This is a genomic window from Ferruginibacter profundus (assembly GCF_054783275.1).
The window spans coordinates 1078656-1103897 of sequence record NZ_BAAGQW010000003.1 but is presented as its reverse complement, the minus strand read 5'-3'; the positions used below and the strand labels follow the sequence as shown (position 1 = coordinate 1103897).

The following is a 25242-nucleotide window of genomic DNA, read 5'->3' as shown; positions in this document are numbered from 1 at the left end:
AAACCACTAAGCCTTAAAACTTTTTATAAAACGATTTAAAAATAATTATGTCAGCACATTCAGCATCACCGGAAATTACTTTTCATGCCGAGCATTCTGGTAGTACCAAAAAAATATGGAGAACCTTCTGGTTATTATCTATTATTACATTAATTGAACTGGGTATTGGTTTAGCTATTTATAATATTCATAAAGGCGACAACCCCAACGCCACTTTAGTATTAATGTTTAAAGGGGTGGTTTGTATTTTAACCCTGGCTAAAGCTTATTATATCGTTTCCATCTTCATGCATTTGGGCGATGAAATAAGGAATATGATCATGACCATTGTTGTGCCTTTATGTTTATTTATCTGGTTTATTATTGCCTTTTTATGGGATGGTACCAGCTGGAAAAATTTAAAGAATACTGATGCCGGCACCAGGGAATACAAGGTAGAAAAGGTTGAAAAACCTGCGGTGCCTGAAAAAGGAGCAAAAGATTAATACGATTCTGTAAGATATTTAAAAGCCATTGTAAAAAGCAATGGCTTTTTTATTTGCAGACAATACTATTACTTTTAAAATCCTTTTTTTGATTCTGCTTGATGTAAATTTGCACACTGATAAAACAGACTATGAATAAAAAAGCGATCCTTTCTTTAATGCTTGCCATACTGATGCCATTAGCCGGCTACTTTATGGTAAAGTATTACAGTAAAGATGCGGTACACATGCCGGGAAAATATTTTGAACCTGATAGTGTGGTTACAAGAGAAAGAAATGGAAAACTGGTTACCGATACCATTTGGCATAAAGTAAAAAATATCAGCTTTATCAACCAGCTGGGTAAAAAAGTAAACCTGTATGACCTGCATGGAAAAATAATTGTACTGGATTTCTTTTTTACCCGCTGCCCTTCTATTTGCCCGGGCCTTGCCAAAAATATGAAACGGCTGCAGGATTCATTTACACAAAACGACAGCATCGTGCAATTCATATCCATAAGCATTGATCCGGAGCATGATTCTGTACCGCAGCTGAGAAGATTTGCGGACCGGTTTAATATCAATCACGATACCTGGTGGATGGTAACCGGCGATAAAAAAGAGATCTATGATTTTGCATTACACGAAGTAAAGGCAAGTATAGCGGATACCAATGTTGATACTGCATTTATTCATACAGAGAATTTCTTTTTGTTAGACACCAACAAAATTGTTCGTGGCTATTACAATGGATTTGATTCGGTAAAGCTGGCAAAACTGGCAGGAGATATTCCCTTGCTGATGCTGGAACGGGACAAAACATCACCATCTGTATTAAGAGATTTTATTCCTATACTGCCAATGATATTTATTGCCATCGGCATTGTTATTCTCATCACCATTCTATTAAACAGAAACAAGAACAAACAGGCATAATATGTTACAACCTTCCCTGCAGAAAAACGATAAAAAAGCAAAGCTGTTAATCTATACCGTTTCAGTTGTGGTATTTGCAGCCGTGGTATTGCTAAGTAAATTTAAATTAACCCTGGACCTTGGTTTTAATGTACACGTATTTGCAATGGCCAATGCCATTATTAATTCTGCAGTTGCGGTGTTGCTGGTAGCGGGGCTGATAACCATCAAACAAAAAAAATATGCACTGCATAAAAAAATAATGCTTTCGGCAATGGTATTATCAGTGTTGTTTTTGGTTTCTTATATCTGCCATCATTTATTGGCCGGGGAAACAAAGTTCGGCGATATTAACCACGACGGTATTTTAAGTGACGAAGAAAAATTAGCTGCTGGAAGTTTAAGAACGGTGTATTATTTTATTTTAGCAACACACATTCCATTAGCGGCAATAATTTTACCTTTTATTTTATTTGCGGCGTACCGGGCTTTAACAGGCGAATACGAACAACATAAAAAACTAACCAGGATTACCTGGCCGGTATGGTTTTATGTAGCAGTTACAGGTGTAATTGTTTACCTGATGATAAGCCCATACTATAATTAATACAATGAACAAAGCAGGGGCTATAAAGGCTTTAACAATTATTCACAAAGCAATGCTTGTGGGGCAAATACTGTTTGCTGCTGTTTGTGTTTACATCGTATATGCAAAAATGGAGGCGTCTCCGTTAAAAGAGCTGGACAGGATATTACAGGTGATTGCAGTAGTATTGGCTGCAGGAGGTTTTTTTGCGGGCACATCATTATTTAAAAAGAAATTGTTGCAGGCAAGAGATCTTCAGGCTGATGCTAAAGAAAAATTTACATTATACCGCACAGCCTGCATTATACAATGGGCGTTAATAGAATTTCCCTGTCTCTTCTCCATTATCTGTTTTTTTCTTACAGGAAATTATGCGTTCATTGCACTGGCAGCAGTATTGATATTATTGTTTGGCATGTTAGCACCATCAAAAGTAAAAATTATCTTTCAGCTTGGAATAAGCGAAGATGAACTGAATGCATTATAGAACGCTCTCTACAATTATTTTTGCCGGGCTTAAATAAGTGATCAACACTTTAATGGTATCTCCCACTTTTATATCTTCTGTAATTGTTGTGGCATTTTTTGCAAGCGGAATTTTAGCCTGTACCTTATCTCCGATTATATTCAGGTAAATACCATGCGGCGATATTTTATAAACTTGCGCATCTACTGGCGTTTTGGTTTTGTGCAACTTTACTGCAGCATAAAATTCGGGGATATAATTATTGTTGAATAATTTTGCTGTAATTTTTTCTTTATTGTCCATATTTTCCAAAGAAAAAGTTACCGCTTCATTCAATTCTTTTTCTGTTGGCACAATTTGCCATGGCGAAGGGGTTACAGGAAAAAACAGGTAACTGTCAATTTCCTTTACATAAATTTTATCATCTGCCATTTTAAGGTAGCCGATAAAATTATTCTCCGTTTTTGCTTTATTGATCAATACATCTAAAGCCGGGTTGTATAAATACTGAATATTGCTGGCTACCATTTTATCTCCTCTTCCCGAAAGGCCTGCATTAAAATTGATTACATCCCCAATATGAAAAACATGTTTCTTCCTGATAACACCAGTCTTGATTAATTGTTCCTGTGTAGCATCATCCACAACACCATTAATGGTTTTCTTTTTACCATTCACCTCATACTCTATCATCACGTATTTTTTTTCGTGATTTACAAAAGAAACCTTGCCTTGTAAAATAGTATTGCTCATGATTATAAACTTAATTCAATTAACGGGTCCCAGAATCTTTTTTTAAAATCCACTACAGTATCATTTTTTACCGCTACGCCATCTTTCTTTAATAACTCTTCCATTAATGTGGGGGTGCCAAAATGGTGCTTGCCGCTAAGCATGCCATTTCTGTTAACCACACGCTGTGCCGGTACTTTTGGTGTAGCTGAACCTGCGCCGTTCATAGCCCAACCCACCATACGGGCCGATAGCCTGGTGCCCAGGTAGGCCGCAATAGCACCGTAAGAAGTAACCCTTCCTTTAGGTATTTGTCTTACCACTTCATATACATCCTGGAAAAAACTATATTCCTTAACAGTACTGCGGGGCTGTTCTGCTGCAGGCTTTTTTGCTGCTTTTTTTACCGGGGGCTTAATTATTTTCTTTGCCATCAGGCACTAAAGATAACAATTCGCTGCGTTTTGGCTCACTTACATTTTCGTACTGGTAAGGGCAGTGCCTGCAACCATTGCCGCAGCAAAATCCCTTTTGTAAGTGATATTTTTCGGTAAGAACAATATAACCTTGTTCGTTGTAGTAGTAATCTTCTCCTTCAGTCAGGTTGTTCATTTCTTAATTGTTCCTGTAGTTGGTCATCAATATTTTTTATAACGGCAGGTAAAATAAATTTAAGGTAATGTATCTTATTACTTTGAGCAATATCGAGGCTCTCGTAATGGGTTTTAATTTTTAACGCATCTTTTACTACCGGTTGTTTGTATACATCACTGCAATCTTCAACAGTGGTAACGCCATAAAGTTCAATTACCTTCTTTGTAAAAAGATACAGGTCAGGCGAATCTGTTTTTAGATGAATTACACCACCTGGTTTTAGTATTTGCTGGTACAATCTTAAAAACCTTGGATGCGTCAGTCTTTTTTTGGCTTTTGAAATGCGTAATTGCGGATCGGGAAAAGTGATCCATATTTCATCCACTTCGCCAGGGCCAAAAAATTCGGTAATTCTTTCAATCTGCGTTCTTAAAAAACCGGCGTTGGCCCTGTTTTCTTCCAGGCATTTTTTGGCACCAATATACATCCGGTTGCCTTTTACATCAACCCCGATAAAGTTTTGTTGCGGAAACAGCCTTGCAAGGCCGATAGTATATTCTCCCCTGCCACAGGCCAGCTCTAATATCACCGGGTTGTCATTCTTAAAAAAGTCATGCCATTTACCCTGCATATTTTCGGGGTATTCCAAAACATTTGCAAAGGTTTTGATATCGGCAAAGCGTTGTAATTTTTTTTGTGCCATCGGGCGCAAAGATAATTATGCAGGCAGGAATTGGATAAATTATTTAGGCCTTTATATCCTGAGTTGAAAACCTGCACCTACGATAGATTTCAGCTGTAAGGCCGGCGCATCTTTATTCTCGCCGAAAATACGGGTATCGTCATCATAAATAACATCAAAACTCCAGTTGAAAGAAAGCAACTTAAAGATCTTTACCGCCAGGATATTGGTCATGTAAATATCTACATTCAGGGGATTTTTTTTGTAGTTGGAAAACATATCCAATCTTGACTTATAGGTAAGGTTTTTCACCAGCTCCTTTTGATAGTTAACGGTTGCAAAAGCACCTAACTGGTTAATCACATTCATCCCTGTATCTACCCCATACGAAGCTTTTGATGCAAGACTATCATTTTTTACAAATACCCAACGGGAAGTAAGCGGCGATAAAAACAGGGACAATTCTTTTTTAGGTTTAAAATCTACCCCCAAACTGGTAAGTACATAACCCGGCGACATAAAACCAGAAGCATATTGTTTACCGGTGGTGGAGTAAGAGTAGCCGTTAAAAAATTGCGTTCTGAAATTAAAAAGAGAACCAACGGTTGTTTTTTTATTGATGGAGTAATTGTATTTGGAAACAAGATCGATACGGTCATCATTTTTTCGTGTACCCAATGTAGTGGTTTTTAAAAAACCAAGAGCAAGGTCTAATGAATTATCCCAGTTAAAATTTTTCTTGCGGTGTGTGGCATATAAGTTTAGCGTAGTATTGATATTGATCGAAAAATCATCACCACCTGCAGCCCAGTTGCTCAGGCTGCCCTGGCCAAGATTCATGCGGTACATACCACCTTTTTTCCAGGCTTTGCGGGACGTATCCGGTGCAGGAACTTTAGGAACCACGGTACCCGATTCTAACTGAAGCGTTCGTATTGCTTTATCCTGTGCAATGCTGGCAAAGGGTAAAAGGCATAACACCATCAAGGTTGCAAATCTCATGCTGAACAATAAGGTTTAAAGTTGATTTGCAAAGAAAGCAATGTATATGCAAATGTTATGCAAAAATGAGGGCAAATGGCGGAATAATCCTTGATACGGCAGCATATTAATAAACGAAAGTTTTCGGATATGAATACCTGATGCAACCTTAAGGTGATATTCCTGCTTCTACTTGTAAACGGCCTTTAAATAACAAGCTTTAAAAAATGAGTTTACAAATAATACATAACAAGATATTTGAGATAAGAGGGCAAAAAGTGATGCTGGATTTTGATTTGGCTGAGCTTTATCAAACTGAAACCAAATACTTAAAAAGAGCGGTAAGACAGAATTTAAAAAAATTTCCTACAGATTTTATGTTTGAGCTTACAAAAAATGAGTTCGAAGCTTTGAGGTGCAATAATAGCACCTCAAAACGTGGTGGTACGAGGTATATGCCATTTGCTTTTACCGAGCATGGAGTAACAATGCTAGCTTCTACACTAAATTCTGATAAAGCCATTGATATGAATATCGCTATTGTAAGAGCTTTTATTGCCATGCGCCATTTTGCCAACAGCCATAAAGATTTGTTTGAACAGATAAATGATCTGCGAAAAGAAATGCAAACCCGTTTAGGAGAACATGATACGCAGTTGGCAGCGATTTATGATGCTTTGGAAAATCTGCTGGATAAAAAAGAAGAAGAGCAGGAAACTAAGGAAAATTGGAAAAAAAGGGAGCGGATTGGGTTTAAAAAATAAAAGCCTCCGTTTTTCAACGAAGGCTTTTTTAGTAAAGTGCTGTAGGGGGAGGGATCGAATCCCGAAAGCATTCGGGACAGTTAGCTGTAGTACAAAGTTCGGTGGTCGCCCCCGGTAGTCCCGCAATAGGCGGGACTACTGTCACGGCGCTATGCTGCGTTTATCCTGTTATCCTCACCCCGAGACAAGGGGGTCACTGTCATTAAGGGGCATAAAAAAGCCTCCGTTTTTCAACGAAGGCTTTTTTAGTAAAGTGCTGTAGGGGGAGGGATCAAATCCCGAAAGCATTCGGGACAGTTAGCTGTAGTACAAAGTTCGGTGGTCGCCCCCGGTCGTCCCGCAATAGGCGGGACTACTATCACGGCGCTATGCTGCGTTTATCCTGTTAACCTCACCCCCGAGACAAGGGGGCCACTGTCATTAGGCCACTGTCATTAAGGGGCATAAAAAAAAGCCTCCGTTTTTCAACGAAGGCTTTTTTAGTAAAGTGCTGTAGGGGGAGGGATCGAACCTCCACGAGGCAGTTAGCTGCAGTACAAAGTTCGGTGGTCGACCCCGGTCGCAACAGTATTGCTACTGTCACGGCTCTATGCTGCGTTTATCCTGTTATCCTCACCCCCGAGACAAGGGGGCATGTCTGCCAAAAATTTCATCACCCCACAATTTCAATAGAACTTACCCGCCCAAAGGCAAGTTTGATAACACAAAAGTAAAAAATAAAAACTAATTTAAAAATAATTCAATAAAAATTTTGAAAATATAGAAATTATTCAAATATTTGCAATGTTGATTGAATTAATACTAATAAAATATCTATAATGGCAGCAAAATTAAATCTGGATAAACTCGATTTGCAGATCATTCACGAAATGATGGAGACCGCTGAAATCTCTTATGCCGACCTGGGTAAGAAGCTTTTTGTAAGCGGTGGTACCATTCATGTGCGTATCAAAAAGCTACAGGAATTTGGCATCGTCAAAGGTACAAGGTTGAATGTGGATTTAAAACAATTGGGCTATGATATTACCGCTTTCGTGGGTATTTATTTAGAGAAAAGTTCTTTATACGACAGTGTTGCCAAAGACCTGATGAAGATACCGGAGATTGTAAGATTGAATTATATTACCGGTAACTACAGCATGTTTATTGAGATTGTAACCAAGGATATTAACCAGCTTCGTTTTGTATTGCATGATGAACTGCAAAAAATAAAAGGCATAGAAAGAACGGAAACTTTTATTTCTTTGGAAGAAGGGTTTAACAGAAATGTGCAGGTAGCGCCAGCGGAATAAAGTTGTACAAATGCACTCAATTATCGCTACGAAATTAAATGAGACATAAGTCTATGGCAAAAAATAGGGAATGATTATACCTGATAATTTCACTGATTTTTTATTTTGGTTTAAGGAAGTTACAGAATCTTCCTGGGCAAAAAAAGAAAAGCAAGAAGAGGGTAATTTTATTTTTCCCAATGCAAAGTGGGTAGGAATGAATGAATCACTAATTGACGAAGTAGAAAATAATTTCCAAATTAAATTTCCACCCGACCATCGGGAATTTTTAAAAATTTTACATACCACAAATTTTCCACCAACACAAAATGGGCAGTTCTTCTTCAATTGGTTAAAAGAGGAAGAAATTATTCTTGAGAAATTAAATTGGCCTTATTATTCAATATCTCAAGATAAAACCAGGCTGAAATTCTGGGGTGATGCATCTGATTCACAAGAAATAATTGACGATAGATTTAATAAATGGTATCAGGAGGCTCCAAAATTAATCCCGGTATTTGGGCATCGATACATAGTTAGCGAACCTTTTAAAAGAGACAATCCTGTTTTATCGGTTATTGGTTTAGATACTATACTTTATGGCTGGAACTTAAAAGATTATTTGCTGTATGAATTTTATAAAGATATGCCCGTTGAATTATTTGAAAAATCTTATAATGATGATGGTAGTTGGGAGTATCAGTATAAAAAAGAAGTACAAGATATTTTTGACTCAAATTGGTTAAATTCTGATTATGATCAGATACCTTTTTGGGGTGACTTAATAAGGCAAAATGAGGGCGGCTGGAAATATGAACCTGGAAAAAAGTAAAAATCAAATAGCCAGCCTGGATGGTTACATAATATACTTACGTTGTCGGCTGCATCTTTACATCCACTGCATCTCTTAAACCATTGCCCAATAAATTAAATGCCAATACCAATAGCATGATGGCAAAACCAGGAATCAATGCCAGCATTGGATTGTGGGTGATGATAAAATTATAATTCTCTTTTATCATTAATCCCCAGCTGGGTTGCGGTGGCTGCACACCAATGCCTAAAAAGCTCAGCCCGGCTTCTACAATTATTGCTGTTGCAAAATTACTGGCTGCAATCACTAATATCGGACCGAGTATATTGGGTAAAATATGTTTTACAATAATTCTGAAATTGGTAAAACCCAATGCTTTTGCAGCTTGTACAAATTCCAGTTCTTTAACTGCCATTACCTGTCCCCGTACCAAACGTGCCACACTAACCCACATGGTTAGCCCAACAGCAATAAATATCTGCCAGAAACCTTTGCCCATTGCCAAGGTAATGGCAAATACTAATAGTAAAGTAGGAATACTCCAGGTAACATTTACCAGCCACATTACTACTTCATCTACCCAGCCTTTGAAATACCCTGCCAAAGCACCAAGGATAATACCAAGTGTTAATGAAATAAGTACTGCAATTAAACCCACGGCTAAACTTACTCTTGTTCCAATGATCAGACGGCTTAAAATATCCCTGCCGAATTTATCGGTACCGAGCCAATATTTTTTGGTGATGATATTTTGAGCAACCAGGTTTTCGGGATGATTTAATGTGAGTTGATCAATAGAATAATATTGTATTACGGAAGTGTCTTCATCAATAAATTTATTAATGAGCAGGCTATCGTTTTTTATTTTGTATCCATTAATAGGAATTAATTTGTAATGATTTTTTTCGCCATTGAAAAGATGGTCTATCCAGGTACCGGCCCAATATTTTCTTTCAGGAATTTTTAAGAATTGTTGCGTATAGCCGGGTTTCTTTGCCTGTATTTCCACCGTTTGCAAATCGGCATTGGGAGAATTGTCAGGAGCAATTACATAACCCAATATTGCCAGTAGCACTGCAATGCTGATAATGAACAATCCCAGTAAAGCGCCTTTGTTTTTTTTAAGCCGCTTCCAGGTTTGTTGTTTAAAAGAAAATGATTGCTGCATATTGTAAAAATAAGCTACAAGTGGCAAGCCGCAAGGGATAACCCAAAACTACGACCAGCCCGCTGGTACTCACGACTGACCACTCACCATTCACGCATTCAATTCCAGCACATCACTCGTCCATTCCCTTATCTCCTGGCAAAGCAATTCATATTCTGCCCAGGGTTTTTCTAAAGTAGGAACGATCTCTTTTAATTTGGCCTGCCATTCATCAGCATTAAAATTGGCGGGAAAACATTTTTTTAAAACATTGATCATCACGGGTACGGCTGTTGATGCACCGGGTGATGCCCCGAGTAAAGCAGCGATAGTACCATCTGCAGCACAAACCAGTTCGGTTCCAAACTCCAATACGCCGCCATCTTTCTCATCTTTTTTTATTACCTGTACCCTTTGCCCTGCAATTACCAATTCCCAGTCCTCCATTTTTGCTTCGGGATAGTATTCTTTCAATGCATTCAAACGGTCTTCCTGCGATTGCGTTACCTGCTGCAGTAAATACCTGGTGAGAGGCAGGTTGTGCCAGCCGGCAGCTAGTATGGGAAACATATTATGCCACTCAATACTTTTGGGCAGATCAAAATATGAACCGTTCTTTAAAAACTTTGTGCTGAAACCTGCAAAGGGACCAAAGAGTAATTCTTTTTTTCCATTGATGATCCTTGTATCCAGGTGGGGCACACTCATAGGCGGCGAACCAACACTTGCTTTACCATATACTTTTACGCCATGTTGCTGAATTATGTTTTCGTTGGTACACCTCAGCCATTGGCCACTTATAGGAAAACCGCCATAACCTTCCGCTTCGTCAATATCCGATTTTTGTAATAGCGGTAAAGAACCACCCCCGGCACCAATGAAAACAAAATCAGCATTTGTTACAATTGAATCCGAAGTCACTAAATTTTTTACAGTTATTTCCCATGTGCCGTCATCTTGTTTTTCCAGGTCTCTTACTTCGTGATTGCAATATATTCTTACACCTTCTGATTTTTCCACATGCGCCATCATTGCATCGGTAAGTGCGCCAAAATTTACATCAGTACCAATATCCATTTTTGTGGCAGCACATTTTTCTATATCACTTCTTCCCTGCATCACCAGCGGCATCCAGTTTTGTAGTTGTTCCTTATCTTCAGAATATTGCATGCTGCTAAAAAGTTTATTGGCAGACATGGCTTCAAAACGTTTTTTTAAGTAGGCTACATTTTTTTCGCCCCAAACAAAACTTAAGTGCGGTACATGAGTGATAAAATCTTTTGGAGAATTTATGTATTGCTGCTGCACCAGGTAAGCCCAAAACTGTTTGGATATTTCAAACTGCGCCGCCACTTTTATGGCTTTGGAGATATCAATACTGCCGTCTTCTTTTTCGGGGCTGTAATTTAATTCGCAAAAGGCAGAGTGGCCGGTGCCGGCGTTGTTCCAGGCATCAGAACTTTCTTCCGCAGGTTTACTCAACCTCTCAAAAATGGTGATGGAAATACCCGGCATCAGCTCTTTTAAAAACACAGCCAGGGTAGCGCTCATTATACCGGCACCAATTAAAACAACTTTTGTATTAGTGTTATCAGTTAAATTCATTTTTTATTATTTTACGTTTCTGCCTTTCCAGTTATATTTTCCAAATTTACCCAACCATCCGGCAATAACCGTGTATACTATATGAAAGGGCTGCATTACAGGAAAAAGCCACAGCAGTTTTCTCTTATTGAAAAATTTTGCAACAGGAAAAAGAAACAATAATTCCACCACTGTTTTTGTGATCAGCAAAAATAACCACCACTGCAAAACGGACAATGTAAATGTGACAGTATAAATGCGAATGCTGAAAATTATATTGTTGAATAATGCAATAGCGGGTAATACCATCAGCAGCAGGTTAAATAAATATACTACCAGCAGTACTGCAAATATTCTTTTATCATCGTACTTATCTGCCTTGCTTGCCCAGCGGATGCGCTGGTTAAAAAATTCTTTCAGTGTTAACACAGGTTGTGTTTGTACAATTACTTCTTTCGATTTTAAAAATAAAACAGCAGCGGGATCTTGCTTATAAATTTTATGCATCAGCAACATATCATCGCCGCTGGCAATGGTATCAATGCCTGCAAAGCCATTAACTGCCGTAAATGCTTTTTTGGTGTAAGCCAGGTTAGCGCCATTGCACATGCTGTGAAACTTTTTGTGTACCGATGCTCCGGTGATTCCCTGTAAAGTCATAAAATCTAACGACTGAAAAATTTGCAGGAACATACTTTGTGGCGTGTTCGGATTTGCTGTAAGGCGAATTGCAACCGGCATTACAATAAACGACGGTTGTTTTTCCTGGTAAAATGCCGCAATGGTTTGTAACCAGTTTTCGGGTGCAATACAGTCAGCGTCTGTAGTTATTATCAAATCGCCGGTTGATTGCTGAATGGCAACTTCAATGGCTTTCTTTTTATACGCATTGATTGAATCTGCCACTATAAAATTCTTGAGAGAAACCAGTTTAATGTTTTGTGATGTATAACCAGAAACAATAGCGGCTGTACTATCAGAAGAAAAGTCATCCACTACCAGCACTTCAAATAAATGTTCAGGATAAGATTGCTTTACAATAGCATCCAGGCAGTTTTTAATATTTTGCTCCTCGTTACGGGCAGGTATGATGATTGAAATATGTACCTGAGCTTTGTAATCTGCAGGCTGCGGTTTGAAGCCCGGGATGGCCAGCCAGCTTTTACAATAATAAAAGATGAGCAGACAATAAAAGATAAATAATACGAATAGAATAATAAGCAGAGCCTGCTGCATAGTTAATTGCCTATCAGAGTGATACCACGAAATATCAACGGGGATTCAGCAGGCTCAAAAATATTATTATACCGTTCTCCTTCTCTCTGATGTTTAACACAAAAATAAATTTTTGTACATCAAAATAAATATTATCTTTGTTTAGTTGCATAAACAACTATATGCCAAACAACCAATTTAAAAAAGGAGAACTTTACAGTTTTATAACCGGCAAGGCCAGCACGGCAATAGGCAGGCGGCTGCAAAAGAATTTTAAGCAGGCCAATATTGAGATCACCATTGAACAATGGAGTGTGCTGTATCATTTATGGAAAGAAGACGGATTGAGTCAGCAGCAGTTGTGCGATGCCACATTCAGGGATAAACCGAGTATTACAAGATTGGTGGACAACCTGGAAAAGATAAAACTGGTAAAACGGAATGCATCAAAGGAAGACCGGCGTATAAACATGATCGTTTTAACCGAAGAAGGAAGAGAGCTGGAAGAAAAATGCATGGCGATTGCTAATACCACATTGAACGAAGCACTGGAAGGTGTAACAAACGGCCAGGTTGAAATTGCCAAGGAAGTGTTGCAGATGGTGTATGATAATCTTAAATAAACGTTACGGGTTAAAAATTTACGGGTTGCTTGATTGTTTGCAAAGAATATACTCTAATTATCAAACCCACAATCAAAAAACAAAATAAACCCGTAACCCGAAATTTTTATAGCGTATCGAAAATAAAAAATCTCAATTATGAATACAACAACATCAACCCAAACATTATTTAAAGGCGGAGAGTGGCTGATTAAGGAAAGCAATGCTTTTGACACCTTCACTCCCGAAGATTTTAATGAAGAGCAACTGATGGTGAAAGATATGTGCCTTCAGTTTCTAGCTGCAGAGGTAATACCCATTATTGACAGGATTGATAAAATGGAAGCCGGCTTAATGCCATCACTGATGGTAAAAGCAGGCGAACAGGGATTGTTGGGCGCCAGTGTACCGGAAGCATTGGGCGGGCTGGGAAAAGATTTTATCACTTCTACCCTGGTAAACGAAGGCTTAGGCGGTGGTTATTCTTTTAGTGTGGCTATTGCAGCACATACCGGTATCGGCACATTACCGATCTTGTATTTCGGTACTGAAGCACAAAAGGAAAAGTACATTCCTAAATTAGCCAGCGGCGAATGGAAGGGCGCTTACGGACTAACGGAGCCGAATAGCGGTAGTGATGCATTAGGTGCAAAAACAACGGCTGTACTTTCTGCCGATGGTAAAAATTATATTTTAAACGGGCAAAAATGCTGGATCACCAACGGCGGCTTTGCTGATGTGTATACGGTGTTTGCAAAAATTGATGGTGATAAATTTTCTGCCTTTATTGTAGAAAAAGGCATGGAAGGTTTTACACAAGGGCCGGAAGAACATAAGATGGGTATTAAAGGATCATCAACAGTGCAATTGTATTTCCAGGATTGTAAAGTACCGGTAGAAAACTTACTGGGCGAAGTGGGTAAGGGACACATCATTGCTTTTAATATTTTAAATATCGGACGTTTAAAATTATGTGCTGCTGCCATAGGCGCTGCAAAAATGTCGGCAGGTAATTCAATTGAATATGCCAAAACAAGAGAGCAGTTTAAAACACCTATTGCCAACTTTGGCGCCATAAAATATAAACTGGCCGAAATGGCCATCCGCATTTTTGCAAGTGAAAGCGCTTTATACCGCACCAGCAAATGGGTGGATGATAAAGAACTGGAATTAGCCGCGGCAGGAAAACCATTTAATGAAGCATTGTTAGGTGCTGCTGAAGAATATGCTGTGGAGTGCGCCATTTTAAAAGTACACGGCAGCGAAGTATTGGATTATGTAGTGGATGAAGGTGTGCAGATACATGGCGGTAATGGTTTTAGCGACGAATACGCCGCCAGCCGTGGTTACAGGGATAGCCGCATTAACAGGATTTATGAAGGTACCAATGAAATTAATCGTTTGCTTACTGTAGATATGATATTGAAAAGAGCCATGAAAGGAAAGTTAGACCTGATGGGCCCTGCAATGGCAGTGAGTAAAGAATTAATGAGCATTCCTGATTTTGGCAATGATGATGATAGTGCTTTTGCAAAAGAACGCAAAGCCATTGTAAATATGAAGAAAGCTATTTTGATGGTGGCAGGTGCAGCGGTACAAAAACTGATGATGAAGATAAGTGACGAGCAGGAAATATTGATGAATATTGCAGATATGGCCATTGAAACTTTTGAAGCAGAAAGCACTTTATTGCGTGTAATGAAACTACAGGACAAGCAAGGTGAGGCAGCAGTGCAATTACAAACAGACCTGATGCGTTGTTACCTGAATGATGCAACAGACAAAGTAAACAAAGCAGGTAAAGAAGCCATTAATGCTTTTGCCACCGGCGACGAACAGCGTATGATGTTACTGGGATTAAAACGTTTTACTAAAACAGAACCATTTAATAGTAAAGACGCCAGGAGAAGAATTGCAGATAAAATGATTGCAGAAAATAAATATCCCTGGTAATTAATTTTTCAATTTATACAACAAGAGGCCTGCTACCGGGCCTCTTGTTGTATAAAAAATTACTAAGACCTGGCATTATAAGGAAATTTTCTTGATGCATTTCTCATTAAAGCATTAACCAGCCTGTCGGTACTGCTGCCTACAGATCCGCTGGCATTATAATCGTATTTCCAGATTAATTCTCCCTTTTTTCCTTCGTGTATGTTTATAGAAGTCTGAACATCATTGGTGTTACCCCAGGAGCCGATCAATAAACCCACTGCAAGCGCAGCACCCTCACTCATAGGTTTTTTCATAGCTGCACGGGATGAGATCACTGCATCTACGCCTAATAAACTGCACAGCTCTTCTTTGGTTTTTGTTGATAGCGTACTATAGGATAAACCAGCCTGGCTTAGCAGTGCATTGGTTTTACTGATATCCTGGAAGGCAACAGTATATTTAAATTTATCACTCCTTTTTAAAAACCAGGAATACATTTTATCCTGTATGTCCCTGCCTGTACTTTCTTCTGACTGGCTGATTTGCTCCGGCGTGGTTTTCTTCATTTCGTTTGGCCTCAGTTGAATAGAAACATCTGCGGGTAATATAGCAACAATTTTATGTGAACTTGTTTTGTCGCTAAAATCTGCAGTTTTGTAAATAGTGGGCCCACAACCACTAATAAGAATAATAAGGGTAGTCAGTACAGTAAATATTTTTTTCATAAAAGGTATTTTGATAAAGATAACAGGAGGTATTTATGAAAAAAAATAATTTTGGCAGCAACGCACCAATTTTAGCATAGTGGTAACTTTTAAATGAAATAATGCTACTTTAAATTGTAATACTTTTAGCTTTGGATTTAATATCAAAAACATGCAAAAATTATTTCTTCTGGTTTCCGTCTTTTTAGTAACTAAAGTAGCAGCACAGGATAAACCATTTATTAAACTGGTAGAGCCGCTGAAAGAAAATAATGCTGTAAAAGCATCCCGTAATTTTTTAATTGGCAGTACCTGTAAAACCTGTAACCTTACTGTGAACGGAACTGCCGTAAAAGTATATCCTACAGGAGCTTTTGCCTACGAGCTGAATTTAAAACCCGGCGATACCGGCTTTAATATAATTGCTTTTGCAGCCCCGGGCCAATCAATCACCAAAAAGGTCTTATATAATTATACTTTACCTGCACCCCCCGATACTGTAAAAATACTGGACATTGCAAGCATTGAAACTTTTCCCGAAGGCAATTTAATGCTTCAGGCAGGGGATAAAATAAAATTTAAAGTAAAAGCCTTAACAGGTTGTACAGTTATTGCAGGAAAAAATATTCCCTTGTACGAAGTGCCCAATGCAATGCCGGGTATTTACCAGGGGGAATATGTGGTAAAAGCAAGTGATAGTTTTTTAGTAAGTAAACTTCCTGTTACCATCACAGATAAAACCGGCAATACCATTACTAAGGAAACCAGCAATACGGTATCTATGTTTTCTCCCTATAACCCCATGATAGCTGTAACAAAGGGAAGGCTGGCCCATTTACTTTTTGGTTTGGGAGAAGACAGGTTAGGCGGTGCCAAAATTGGTTACCTGGATTCGCTTGTACTATTGAATGTGGTGGGAAAAGTGGGCACTAAATACAAAGTGCAATTATCAAAATACCGCACTGCATTTATTGATGACGATGCCGTACAGTTTTTACCCAAAGGAAACTATACGCCGGAATCGCTTACCGGAAATTTAAGAACCTATGGCGATTCGTTATTTGATTATGTAACGGTTGGGTTGTTTGCAAGACTACCTTACCAGTCTTTTCAATTAACAGATCCCTCAAAAATTGTAGTGGATGTTTTTGGTGCCACCAATAACACCAATTGGATAACACAATTGGAAAATGTAAAAGAAATAAAAAATGTTTATTACGAACAAACGGAAGATGAGATTTTCAGGATCACCATTGAACTGAAACATCCGCAGCACTGGGGCCACCAGGTGTATTACAAAGGCAATATGCTGGTAATAAAAATAAAACGCCAGCCGGAAAATTTATCACTGGATCATTTAACTATTGCTGTTGATGCCGGCCATGGCGGCAGCAACACCGGCGCAGGCGGGCCAACAGGCTCATCAGAAAAAGCATTGGCATTAGCAGTATCATTAAAACTGCAGAAAAGTTTAGAGCAACAAGGCGCCAAAGTTATTATGACAAGAACCAAAGAAAAGTTTGTTGATAATAAAGACCGCATTTTATTTTACCGGGACAGTACTCCCGATCTTTTAATCAGCATTCATTTAAATTCTGCTGCAGATCCTATCCGCATTAGTGGCACCAGCACGTATTACCGCTATATTGGTTTCAGAGATTTAAGCCATGATATTTATAAACGTATGCTGGAACTGGGCTTAAAAGAATATGGCAATACCGGCAGTTTTAATTTTATGCTTAATAGCCCAATTGAATATCCTAATGCCTTAGTGGAAACATTATTCATCAGCAATCCCGAAGATGAAATGAAAATTTTAGATGACAATTTTCAACAGCAGATTGCAGATAAAATAATTTTAGGTATAAAGGATTTTTTAGAGCACTGTAAAGATAAAAAATGAATGCTCGTCCTCGTCTCTTACGAGGACGCATTGGTTATGAGACAGAATCTCATAACTGTAAGTCGGCTTACCACCAGCTCATCCTCGTAAGAGACGAGGATGAGTTAATGCAATGTTTTTAAAAATTGTGCCAATGAAAGTTCTGTTTCTTTAGCGGCATTGATCATTGTTGTGGTTGGTGCCCAGTCACTATCCTGCAATACATTCTGAATAGCGGTAAAGCTGCCGATATATTTTGTCAGTGCTTTTGCCTTTTCACTATTGGCGTCCAATCCTTTCAATTCATTGGTACATTTTTTAATGCTGGTGTAACACATCACACTAAGATCGTGTTGCAGTTGCAGATCTTTCGCACTGGTCTTTACTCTGGGGTCCATTTTAACCCGGAAAGCCTGGTAAAATTCTTTGCCGTCAACAGTAAGCTTAGCGATATACACGCCCGGCATTACCCATGGCGATGTAGCATCGGGTGCAGTATTCATATACGTTGCAGCAATAGGAAAAGACGGTGGCACATTCAGTGGCTGGTAATGCATATCCCACATAAAACGGTGACTGCCTTCGGTAGCAGACAGTATTTGCTGTGGCCTTAACCAATAAGGCGGTACATTATTGGCAGGTATTTTATACAGCGTGTCTTTGTTACTGTAAGTTCTTATCAGTGTATTGGTTTGAGAACGAATGGTATTCAAATCTTTTTCTGCTATTGGTTCTTTGATCTTTGTATCAAAAATCTCCAGCTTTACATTCGTTGCCTCCTCGTTTAAAAAATAATTAATGATTGCACCATCCGGCGGATTCTGTCCTGCAGGTTCTTCCTGTGGTAGCGGCGTGTCGGTGTTCATATTCCATCTTACGCGGTAAGTGTTTTGCGGTTGATATAAGATTACCGGCGAAGCACTTAGTCGCTCATCTAAATATCTCAACGGCGTAATATCATCCAGTATCCAGAAACTTCTGCCATGCGTACCCACTACAATATCATCATCTTTAATTACAAGATCTCTTATCGATGTTGCAGGCATATTCAACCGCAACGATTGCCAGTTAGCGCCATCATCAAAAGACACATATACGGCTCTTTCACTTCCGGCAAATAACAACCCCTTTCTTTTCGGATCTTCTTTTACCACATTGATGGGATCATCAGGCAAACCTTTTACAATTTCGGTCCATGTTTTGCCACCATCGGTAGTTTTATAAATATGTGGATGCATGTCATCCAAACGAATTTTATTTACGGCAGCATACGCCGTGTTTTTATCGGTATGGCTGGCGTCCATTAAAGAAACTTTGCTCCAGCTGGTAATTTGCGGAGGCGTAACATTGCTCCATGTTTTGCCGCCATCATGCGTAATATGAATCAATCCATCATCAGTACCGCACCAGATGGTGTTAATGTCAACATAAGAAGGCGCCACAGTATAAATTACACCACGACGTGGCATTTTCTTCATGTCTTCTTTTGTATAAATACCAACATTGGATGGGATGTCCCAGCTTTCTCTCGACAGATCGGGACTGATGGTCTCCCATTTACTGCCACCTGTTGTAGTTTTAAACAAAACATTGCCGGCGTAGTACAAAGTTTTTTTATCAACGGGATTAAACAATACCGGCGCTGTTCTTAAAAAACGGTATTTGCCGCTGCGTACAGCTTCGGGAGCAATATTCTGTGCCTGCCCGGTTCTTTTATCGTAACGACTTATTTTACCACCGTACACAATATTATTATCCATTGGATCTGCCACCACATAACCATACTCTTCCGCACCAACGGGGTGCCAGTCACGAAATGTAATGCTGCCATCATTGCCCCTTGATGTAATGCCTACGCTGCCACTTTCCTGCTGGCCGCTGTATACATTGTAAGGAAAAGAATTATCGGTGCTTACATGATAAAACTGTGCGGTGGGCTGGTTGTACCAGCTTGAAAAAGTTTCGCCACCATTTACAGTAATAATAGCGCCCTGGTCGCTGGCAATTAAAATAATTTTATTGTCATTGGGATTGATCCATATCCTGTGGTAATCGTCGCCACCGGGGGCACCACGAAAGGCATTCCATGTTTTGGCTCCATCCGTACTTTTCCATACCACCACATCGGCAGTATACACTATATCAGCATTAATGGGATCAACTTTTACTTCTGCAAAATCACTGCCTCTCCCCCAAAGCCTTTCATCAGCATTACTATTGGTCCAGCTTTCGCCTGCATCATCGCTACGGTAAATGCCGCCGTATTTGCCTGCATCAACGGTAGCGTATAAACGATTACTGTTAGAAGGCGCAATACAAAAGCCAATTCTCCCCAAACCTTGTTCTGTCGTGGGTAAACCAGTAGTTAATTTTTTCCAGGTAGTACCGCCATCGGTTGATTTGAACAAACCGCTTGCTGCACCGTTCCAGGCGCCGTTTTCCCAGGGCCCCTGCCTGCCTGCCCACATATCGGCATAAATAATGTTAGAATTATTGGGATCGATAGTTACCTGTACGGCCCCGGTATTTTCATCTTTGTATAAAACTCTTTCCCATGTTTTACCTCCATCGGTTGTTCTGTATACACCGCGTTCTTCGTTGGCACCATAAGGATGGCCGAGCGCAGCTACAAACAAACGGTTTTCATTTTTCGGGTCAATAGCCAGCCCGCCAATCTGCTGGGCATTTCTTAAACCAATATTGGCCCATGTTTTTCCTCCGTCAACAGATTTATAAATACCATCACCCACAGAAAGATCGGGCCTTTGCAAACCCTCACCACTACCAACATATAACACATTGGGATTTGAGGGTGATACCACCACATCTCCCACACTGCCCGTAGGCTGTTCATCAAAAACGGGCTTCCACGTTCTTCCAAAATCAGTTGTTTTCCATACGCCGCCATTGTTTACGCCAATATAAAATACATTGGGTTGAGAAGGTACGCCTACAGCACCAACGGTTCTGCCACCGCGGTGTGGGCCAATGCAGCGCCATTGCATAGCGTTGAAATAGGTGCTGTCGAAGGGCTGGGCGTTGGAGTAAAAAGCGGAGAAAAATAACAACGTAAAAGCAATCAGGATTTTTACTTTCATGGTAAATGGTTTGGTTTTCAAATGTAGTTTTTTGTTGCCAGCTTTATATCATTATTTGATTTGAGTTTATCCCAACAATTTCTGAATACATTTGTATTTTAATGTATCAACTTTAAACTTTTCAATATGTCAGATCTTGTACAGGAATTCAACGACTACCGCACCAAAATGAACGAGGTTATTTTAAGCAAGGATAACCTTGTAATAAAACGCCTCTGGAATTTAGACACCAACACTTATGCCGAAGGCGCACTGGATGTAAAGACCAAGGAACTTTTAGGGCTTGTGGCCAGTATGGTATTGCGCTGCGATGATTGCATTAAATATCACCTCGGCAAAGCACATGAGCTGGGTATTTCCACCGAGCAGATGTACGAGGTTTTTGCAGTAGCCAATATTGTAGGCGGCACTATTGTAATACCCCATACCCGGCGGGCAGCTGAATACTGGGAAGAATTAAATGCAAATGTTCAATAATCAACCTGTCTGCCTGAAGGCAGGCGTTCAATATTCAGGGCTCAATTGAAGCCAGCTGTATGCTAAGCCAGATTGGTTTGATAAAGAATATACCGTGTAAAAAATTGTATTTAATTTGAATATTGAGCGTTAGGCATTGATTATTGAACATTTTTTTAAGTAACTTTATGGTCCAATAAATTGATCTATGTCTGATACAACAACGATAGCTCCAGCTACCCCTTTAACCTCAAAAGATTTTGTAACCGACCAGGAAGTGCGCTGGTGCCCCGGGTGTGGCGATTATTCCATTTTAGCACAAGTGCAGAAGGTGATGCCGACACTGGGTATCCCTAAAGAAAATATTGTAATTATAAGTGGTATTGGCTGCAGCAGCCGTTTCCCGTATTATATGAACACTTATGGTATGCACAGTATTCACGGCCGTGCAACAGCAGTGGCCAGCGGTTTAAAAGCAGCCCGGCCCGAGCTGAGTGTGTGGGTGGTAACCGGTGATGGTGATAGCTTAAGCATCGGTGGTAATCACACCATTCATTTATTAAGAAGGAATTTTGACATCAATATTTTATTGTTCAACAACCAGATCTATGGTTTAACCAAGGGACAATATTCTCCTACTTCAGAAGAAAATAAGATCACCAAATCAACACCATTCGGCAGTATCGATCATCCTTTTAATCCATTGGCTTTGGCCATGGGTGCCGATGCAAGTTTTATTGCTCGTACAATGGACAGAGACCCCAAACATTTACAAGCGATGTTGTTGCGCTCGCAGGCACATAAAGGCGCTTCGTTTTTGGAGATCTATCAAAACTGCAACATTTTTAATGACGGTGCTTTTGAGATTTTTACAGAAAAGAGCAGCAAGGCTGATGAAGTATTATTTTTAGAACAAGGAAAACCATTGGTATTTGGTGCCACACAGAATAAGGGTATTAAGTTAGACGGTTTTAAACCGGTGATCGTTGACCTTGCAGCAGGAGCCAGCACTGATGATCTTTGGATACATGATGAAAAAGATTTTTACAAAGCACAGATATTGATCCGCATGTTTGATGACCCTAAATTACAAGGGCATTTACCAAGGCCATTCGGTGTGTTTTACGAAACTGAAAGAGCCTGTTATGAAGACAGCCTGCAACTACAATTAGATGATGTGATTGCTAAAAAAGGCAAAGGCGATCTGGATAAATTACTGAGAGGCAGTGAGACCTGGGTGATAAGTTAAAAAATATTATTGCATAACAAAGCCCCACTTTTGAAGCGGGGCTTTTTATTTATACAACGATCTTACAACAAACCATTTGCCACCAGATACTCCGCAATCTGTACCGCATTGGTAGCAGCACCTTTACGTAAATTATCACTTACGATCCAGCAGTTTAAAGTATTGGCTTGTGTTTCATCCCTTCTGATCCGGCCTACAAAAGTGTCGTCTTTTTCATGAGCAGTTAAAGGCATCGGGTAAACATTATTAGCAATATCATCCTGTACAATTACTCCCGGCGCTTTGCTTAGCAGATCTTTTACTTCCTGCAGGTCAAAATCATTTTCAAATTCAATATTCACGCTTTCGCTATGGCCACCCATTACAGGTATACGAACTGTGGTAGCCGTTACTTTAATATTAGCGTCGCCAATAATTTTAATGGTTTCATTGGTCATCTTCATTTCTTCCTTGGTGTAACCATTATCTAAAAACACATCAATCTGCGGAATCGCATTCAGGTCGATAGGGTATTTGTAAGCCATTGGCCCGTCGGTAATGCCTTTTCTTTCATTCATTAATTGTTCTACAGCTTTTACACCTGTACCGGTAACACTTTGGTAAGTGCTTACCACCACTCTCTTAATTTTATATTTCTCATGCAATGGTTTTAATACCACCACCATTTGAATAGTTGAACAGTTAGGATTTGCAATGATCTTATCTTCCTTAGTTAATACGTTAGCATTTACTTCAGGTACCACTAATTTTTTTGTAGGGTCCATACGCCATGCGCTGGAATTGTCAATTACAGTAATGCCGGCGGCTGCAAATTGCGGCGCCAGTTCTAAAGAAGTACCACCACCGGCAGAAAAAATAGCTACATCAGGTTTGGCAGCAATTGCATCTGCAAAGCCCACCACCTTATATTTTTTTCCTTTAAAATCAACTTCTTTACCAATTGATTTTTCAGATGCCACCGGTAAAAGTTCATCTACCGGAAAATTTCTTTCCGCTAAAACCTGTAACATTTTGGTGCCTACTAATCCTGTAGCGCCTACTACTGCAACTTTCATATTTTGTTCCCCCCGATTCTCTTTTTAAAGAGATTTTTTTGGTTAAAAAAAAGCCTTCCCGTTTTAGGAAGGCCTGTACTTATTTTAAACATAAAACAATCACACCTTCTCTGTTAAAAAAGATTTCTTAGAATGTTTTATGTGTTTTATTGTTGTCATTTGTGGCACAAAGTAAATACAAACTGCAATTCTATCCAAATTATTTATATTTATGTTGTGCAAACGTTGCCGGGCCATAACCCGCTGCCCGCCTCACCTTGCAGTACATGCCTTACTTCCTTTTGATGACCGTTATTTTTTATCATTATTAAAAAGGAATGTATGCGTAACAAACTCTGCCTTATTATTGTTTTTATTTTCGCCGGCTTTTATACCAGGGCTCAAACAGCCAACCGTTTTGATATAGTTATCGACGAGATAATGGCCGACCCTGCACCACAAATTAATTTGCCTAATAACGAATGGATCGAATTAAGAAATACTTCTACTACCACGTTTAATTTACTGGGCTGGAAAATAGGCGATGCCACCGGGCAAAGTGGCGCCATGCCTGCCTACAATTTAAAACCCGATAGTGTTGTTATTATCTGCACATCGGGTGCCGTTACAGCAATGAGTATTTACGGACCAGCCATTGCAGTAACCGGTTTTCCTTCTTTAGATAATACCGGCGACCTGGTTTATCTGCGCAGCCCTCAAAACAAAATTATACATGCCGTAAATTATACGGATGCCTGGTACAGGAATGAATTAAAAAAAGACGGCGGCTGGTCATTAGAAATGATAGACACAAAGAATCCCTGCGGCGGATTCGCCAACTGGAAGGCAAGTACTGATATCAATGGCGGCACACCAGGTAAAAAAAATGCGGCGGATGCTATTAATGCAGATGTAACTGCACCGCAATTATTAAGAGCTTATGCAGCAGACAGCGTAAATATTGTACTGGTTTTTGATGAACCATTAGATAGTGTAAAAGCAGCTACCATAAACAATTACTCAATCAGTGATGGTATTGGTGCGCCGCAATCGGCTGTTACAGTTGCCCCGACTTTTGATAAAGTAAACTTAAAATTAAGTACGGCATTGCTGCGCAAAAAAGTATATACCATTACGGCAACCGCCGTTAGTGATTGTGCAGGCAATATTGTTGCCGGTAAGAACACAGCAAGAGTAGGTTTAAGTGAAATAGCCGATACGCTTGATATTGTTATCAACGAAATTTTATTCAATCCAAAAACTAATGGTACCGATTATGTGGAAATTTATAACCGCAGTAACAGCATCATCGATTTAAAGCAAACTTATATTGCCAACCGCAACAGCACTAATGTTATCAGCAGCATTAAACAACTGAGTGCCGATAATTATCTTTTGTTTCCGCAGGATTTTATGGTGATCACCGAAGATCCTGCAATTGTGAAAAGAGACTTCATCACTAAAAATATGGATGCTCTTTTATCAGTTGCTCCCATGCCTTCTTACAACGATGATAAGGGCGATGTGGTTATTTTAAATGCACATGGAAATATTACCGACGAATTGAAGTATGACGAAAAGTGGCATTTTAAATTAATTGATAATAATGAAGGCGTGGCATTGGAAAGAATTGATTACAACGCACCCACCCAGCAGCAGGATAACTGGCATAGTGCAGCCACTTCTGTTGGATATGGAACACCTACCTATAAAAACTCTCAATACAAGATCAATGATGGCGTACAGGGAACCATAACGGTAACACCCGACATTGTTTCGCCTGATAATGATGGCATGGATGATTTTGCTACTATCAGTTATTCATTTCCTGCGCAGGGTTATGTGGCTACTATTATCATTTTTGATGCGGCCGGAAGAGCGGTGCGCTACCTGCAGCGAAATGCATTATGTGGTACTGCCGGTAATTTTCGGTGGGATGGATTGGGAGAAAAGAATCAGCAACTACCAGTTGGTATTTATATTTTTTATACAGAAGTGTTTAACCTGCAAGGGAAGCGGAAGCAGTTTAAAAATACGATAGTGTTGGCGAGGCGGCACTAATTCG

At 39.5% G+C, this 25242-nt stretch carries 24 protein-coding genes; 13 read left to right on the top strand and 11 right to left on the bottom strand.

Annotated elements, in window-relative coordinates; translation table 11 throughout:
• Positions 1 to 47 precede the first annotated feature (47 nt).
• From ACYVM0_RS24405 to ACYVM0_RS24390, 4 genes are all read left to right on the top strand, one after another.
• Positions 48 to 485 (top strand): cytochrome C oxidase subunit IV family protein, encoded by a 438-nt coding sequence (locus ACYVM0_RS24405; protein ID WP_460561606.1) that lies wholly within the window; start codon positions 48 to 50, stop codon positions 483 to 485.
• 131 nt (positions 486 to 616) lie between these two features.
• A complete protein-coding gene (locus ACYVM0_RS24400) occupies positions 617 to 1402 on the top strand; it encodes an SCO family protein (protein WP_460561604.1) in 786 nt (261 codons plus the stop codon).
• A 1-nt stretch (position 1403) separates the two neighbouring features.
• Positions 1404 to 1988, top strand: a complete 585-nt coding sequence (locus ACYVM0_RS24395; protein ID WP_460561602.1) for a DUF420 domain-containing protein — start codon at positions 1404 to 1406, stop codon at positions 1986 to 1988.
• A 4-nt stretch (positions 1989 to 1992) separates the two neighbouring features.
• Positions 1993 to 2454, top strand: a complete 462-nt coding sequence (locus ACYVM0_RS24390; RefSeq protein ID WP_460561600.1) for a hypothetical protein — start codon at positions 1993 to 1995, stop codon at positions 2452 to 2454.
• Here the strand turns inward: ACYVM0_RS24390 and ACYVM0_RS24385 are convergent.
• The 5 genes from ACYVM0_RS24385 to ACYVM0_RS24365 are packed head-to-tail and all read right to left on the bottom strand — an operon-like array spanning position 2449 to position 5443.
• Positions 2449 to 3186, bottom strand: a complete 738-nt coding sequence (locus ACYVM0_RS24385; RefSeq protein WP_460561598.1) for a hypothetical protein — start codon at positions 3184 to 3186, stop codon at positions 2449 to 2451. The two genes, ACYVM0_RS24390 and ACYVM0_RS24385, sit on opposite strands and share 6 nt — an antisense overlap.
• Before the next feature lie 2 nt (positions 3187 to 3188).
• Positions 3189 to 3599 carry an MGMT family protein gene (locus ACYVM0_RS24380; RefSeq protein ID WP_460561596.1) on the bottom strand — a complete coding sequence of 137 codons (411 nt, stop codon included), beginning with the start codon at positions 3597 to 3599 and terminating at the stop codon, positions 3189 to 3191.
• Positions 3580 to 3777 carry a DUF5522 domain-containing protein gene (locus ACYVM0_RS24375; protein ID WP_460561594.1) on the bottom strand — a complete coding sequence of 66 codons (198 nt, stop codon included), beginning with the start codon at positions 3775 to 3777 and terminating at the stop codon, positions 3580 to 3582. Before ACYVM0_RS24375 ends, ACYVM0_RS24380 begins: the two co-directional genes overlap by 20 nt.
• A complete protein-coding gene (trmB, locus tag ACYVM0_RS24370) occupies positions 3761 to 4462 on the bottom strand; it encodes a tRNA (guanine(46)-N(7))-methyltransferase TrmB (protein WP_460561592.1) in 702 nt (233 codons plus the stop codon). The genes ACYVM0_RS24375 and trmB overlap by 17 nt, the downstream gene beginning before the upstream one ends.
• Positions 4463 to 4513: 51 nt before the next feature.
• Complete coding sequence (locus tag ACYVM0_RS24365) at positions 4514 to 5443, bottom strand: DUF3078 domain-containing protein (protein ID WP_460561590.1); 930 nt, start codon at positions 5441 to 5443, stop codon at positions 4514 to 4516.
• Positions 5444 to 5649: 206 nt separating this feature from the next.
• Between ACYVM0_RS24365 and ACYVM0_RS24360 the strand changes: the two genes are divergently transcribed.
• The 3 genes from ACYVM0_RS24360 (at position 5650) to ACYVM0_RS24350 (ending at position 8289) form a co-directional block, all read left to right on the top strand.
• Complete coding sequence (locus ACYVM0_RS24360; RefSeq protein WP_460561588.1) at positions 5650 to 6186, top strand: ORF6N domain-containing protein; 537 nt, start codon at positions 5650 to 5652, stop codon at positions 6184 to 6186.
• A gap of 818 nt (positions 6187 to 7004) precedes the next feature.
• Positions 7005 to 7478: an Lrp/AsnC ligand binding domain-containing protein gene (locus ACYVM0_RS24355; RefSeq protein ID WP_430988237.1), complete on the top strand. Its 474-nt coding sequence runs from the start codon at positions 7005 to 7007 to the stop codon at positions 7476 to 7478.
• A 70-nt stretch (positions 7479 to 7548) separates the two neighbouring features.
• Positions 7549 to 8289, top strand: coding sequence for a hypothetical protein (locus ACYVM0_RS24350; protein WP_460561586.1), 741 nt, complete (start codon positions 7549 to 7551; stop codon positions 8287 to 8289).
• A gap of 37 nt (positions 8290 to 8326) precedes the next feature.
• Here the strand turns inward: ACYVM0_RS24350 and ACYVM0_RS24345 are convergent, their stop codons facing one another.
• The 3 genes from ACYVM0_RS24345 to ACYVM0_RS24335 form a co-directional block, all read right to left on the bottom strand.
• On the bottom strand, positions 8327 to 9439 hold the full coding sequence (locus ACYVM0_RS24345; protein ID WP_460561583.1) for an ABC transporter permease: 1113 nt from the start codon (positions 9437 to 9439) through the stop codon (positions 8327 to 8329).
• A gap of 90 nt (positions 9440 to 9529) precedes the next feature.
• Positions 9530 to 11023, bottom strand: coding sequence for a malate:quinone oxidoreductase (gene mqo / locus ACYVM0_RS24340; RefSeq protein WP_460561581.1), 1494 nt, complete (start codon positions 11021 to 11023; stop codon positions 9530 to 9532).
• Positions 11024 to 11029: 6 nt separating this feature from the next.
• Positions 11030 to 12238: a glycosyltransferase family protein gene (locus tag ACYVM0_RS24335; protein ID WP_460561579.1), complete on the bottom strand. Its 1209-nt coding sequence runs from the start codon at positions 12236 to 12238 to the stop codon at positions 11030 to 11032.
• Positions 12239 to 12399: 161 nt separating this feature from the next.
• On the opposite strand from ACYVM0_RS24335, the gene ACYVM0_RS24330 reads away from it, so the two are divergent.
• Positions 12400 to 12840, top strand: coding sequence for a MarR family winged helix-turn-helix transcriptional regulator (locus tag ACYVM0_RS24330; RefSeq protein WP_460561577.1), 441 nt, complete (start codon positions 12400 to 12402; stop codon positions 12838 to 12840).
• Positions 12841 to 12978: 138 nt separating this feature from the next.
• Positions 12979 to 14772, top strand: coding sequence for an acyl-CoA dehydrogenase family protein (locus ACYVM0_RS24325; protein ID WP_460561575.1), 1794 nt, complete (start codon positions 12979 to 12981; stop codon positions 14770 to 14772).
• A gap of 62 nt (positions 14773 to 14834) precedes the next feature.
• Here ACYVM0_RS24325 and ACYVM0_RS24320 read toward each other — a convergent pair whose 3' ends face one another.
• Positions 14835 to 15479 (bottom strand): hypothetical protein, encoded by a 645-nt coding sequence (locus tag ACYVM0_RS24320; RefSeq protein ID WP_460561573.1) that lies wholly within the window; start codon positions 15477 to 15479, stop codon positions 14835 to 14837.
• A gap of 151 nt (positions 15480 to 15630) precedes the next feature.
• Here ACYVM0_RS24320 and ACYVM0_RS24315 point away from each other — a divergent pair, with 151 nt between their 5' ends.
• Positions 15631 to 17361 carry an N-acetylmuramoyl-L-alanine amidase gene (locus ACYVM0_RS24315; protein WP_460561571.1) on the top strand — a complete coding sequence of 577 codons (1731 nt, stop codon included), beginning with the start codon at positions 15631 to 15633 and terminating at the stop codon, positions 17359 to 17361.
• Between the two features lie 104 nt (positions 17362 to 17465).
• Here the strand turns inward: ACYVM0_RS24315 and ACYVM0_RS24310 are convergent, their stop codons facing one another.
• Positions 17466 to 20438, bottom strand: a complete 2973-nt coding sequence (locus tag ACYVM0_RS24310; protein ID WP_460561569.1) for a beta propeller repeat protein — start codon at positions 20436 to 20438, stop codon at positions 17466 to 17468.
• A 126-nt stretch (positions 20439 to 20564) separates the two neighbouring features.
• Between ACYVM0_RS24310 and ACYVM0_RS24305 the strand changes: the two genes are divergently transcribed.
• Positions 20565 to 20915, top strand: coding sequence for a carboxymuconolactone decarboxylase family protein (locus tag ACYVM0_RS24305; protein WP_460561567.1), 351 nt, complete (start codon positions 20565 to 20567; stop codon positions 20913 to 20915).
• Positions 20916 to 21102: 187 nt separating this feature from the next.
• Complete coding sequence (locus ACYVM0_RS24300; protein ID WP_460561565.1) at positions 21103 to 22143, top strand: 2-oxoacid:ferredoxin oxidoreductase subunit beta; 1041 nt, start codon at positions 21103 to 21105, stop codon at positions 22141 to 22143.
• Between the two features lie 62 nt (positions 22144 to 22205).
• Here the strand turns inward: ACYVM0_RS24300 and ACYVM0_RS24295 are convergent, their stop codons facing one another.
• Complete coding sequence (locus ACYVM0_RS24295) at positions 22206 to 23198, bottom strand: aspartate-semialdehyde dehydrogenase (protein ID WP_460561563.1); 993 nt, start codon at positions 23196 to 23198, stop codon at positions 22206 to 22208.
• 321 nt (positions 23199 to 23519) lie between these two features.
• On the opposite strand from ACYVM0_RS24295, the gene ACYVM0_RS24290 reads away from it, so the two are divergent.
• Complete coding sequence (locus ACYVM0_RS24290; RefSeq protein WP_460561561.1) at positions 23520 to 25238, top strand: lamin tail domain-containing protein; 1719 nt, start codon at positions 23520 to 23522, stop codon at positions 25236 to 25238.
• Positions 25239 to 25242: the final 4 nt, after the last annotated feature.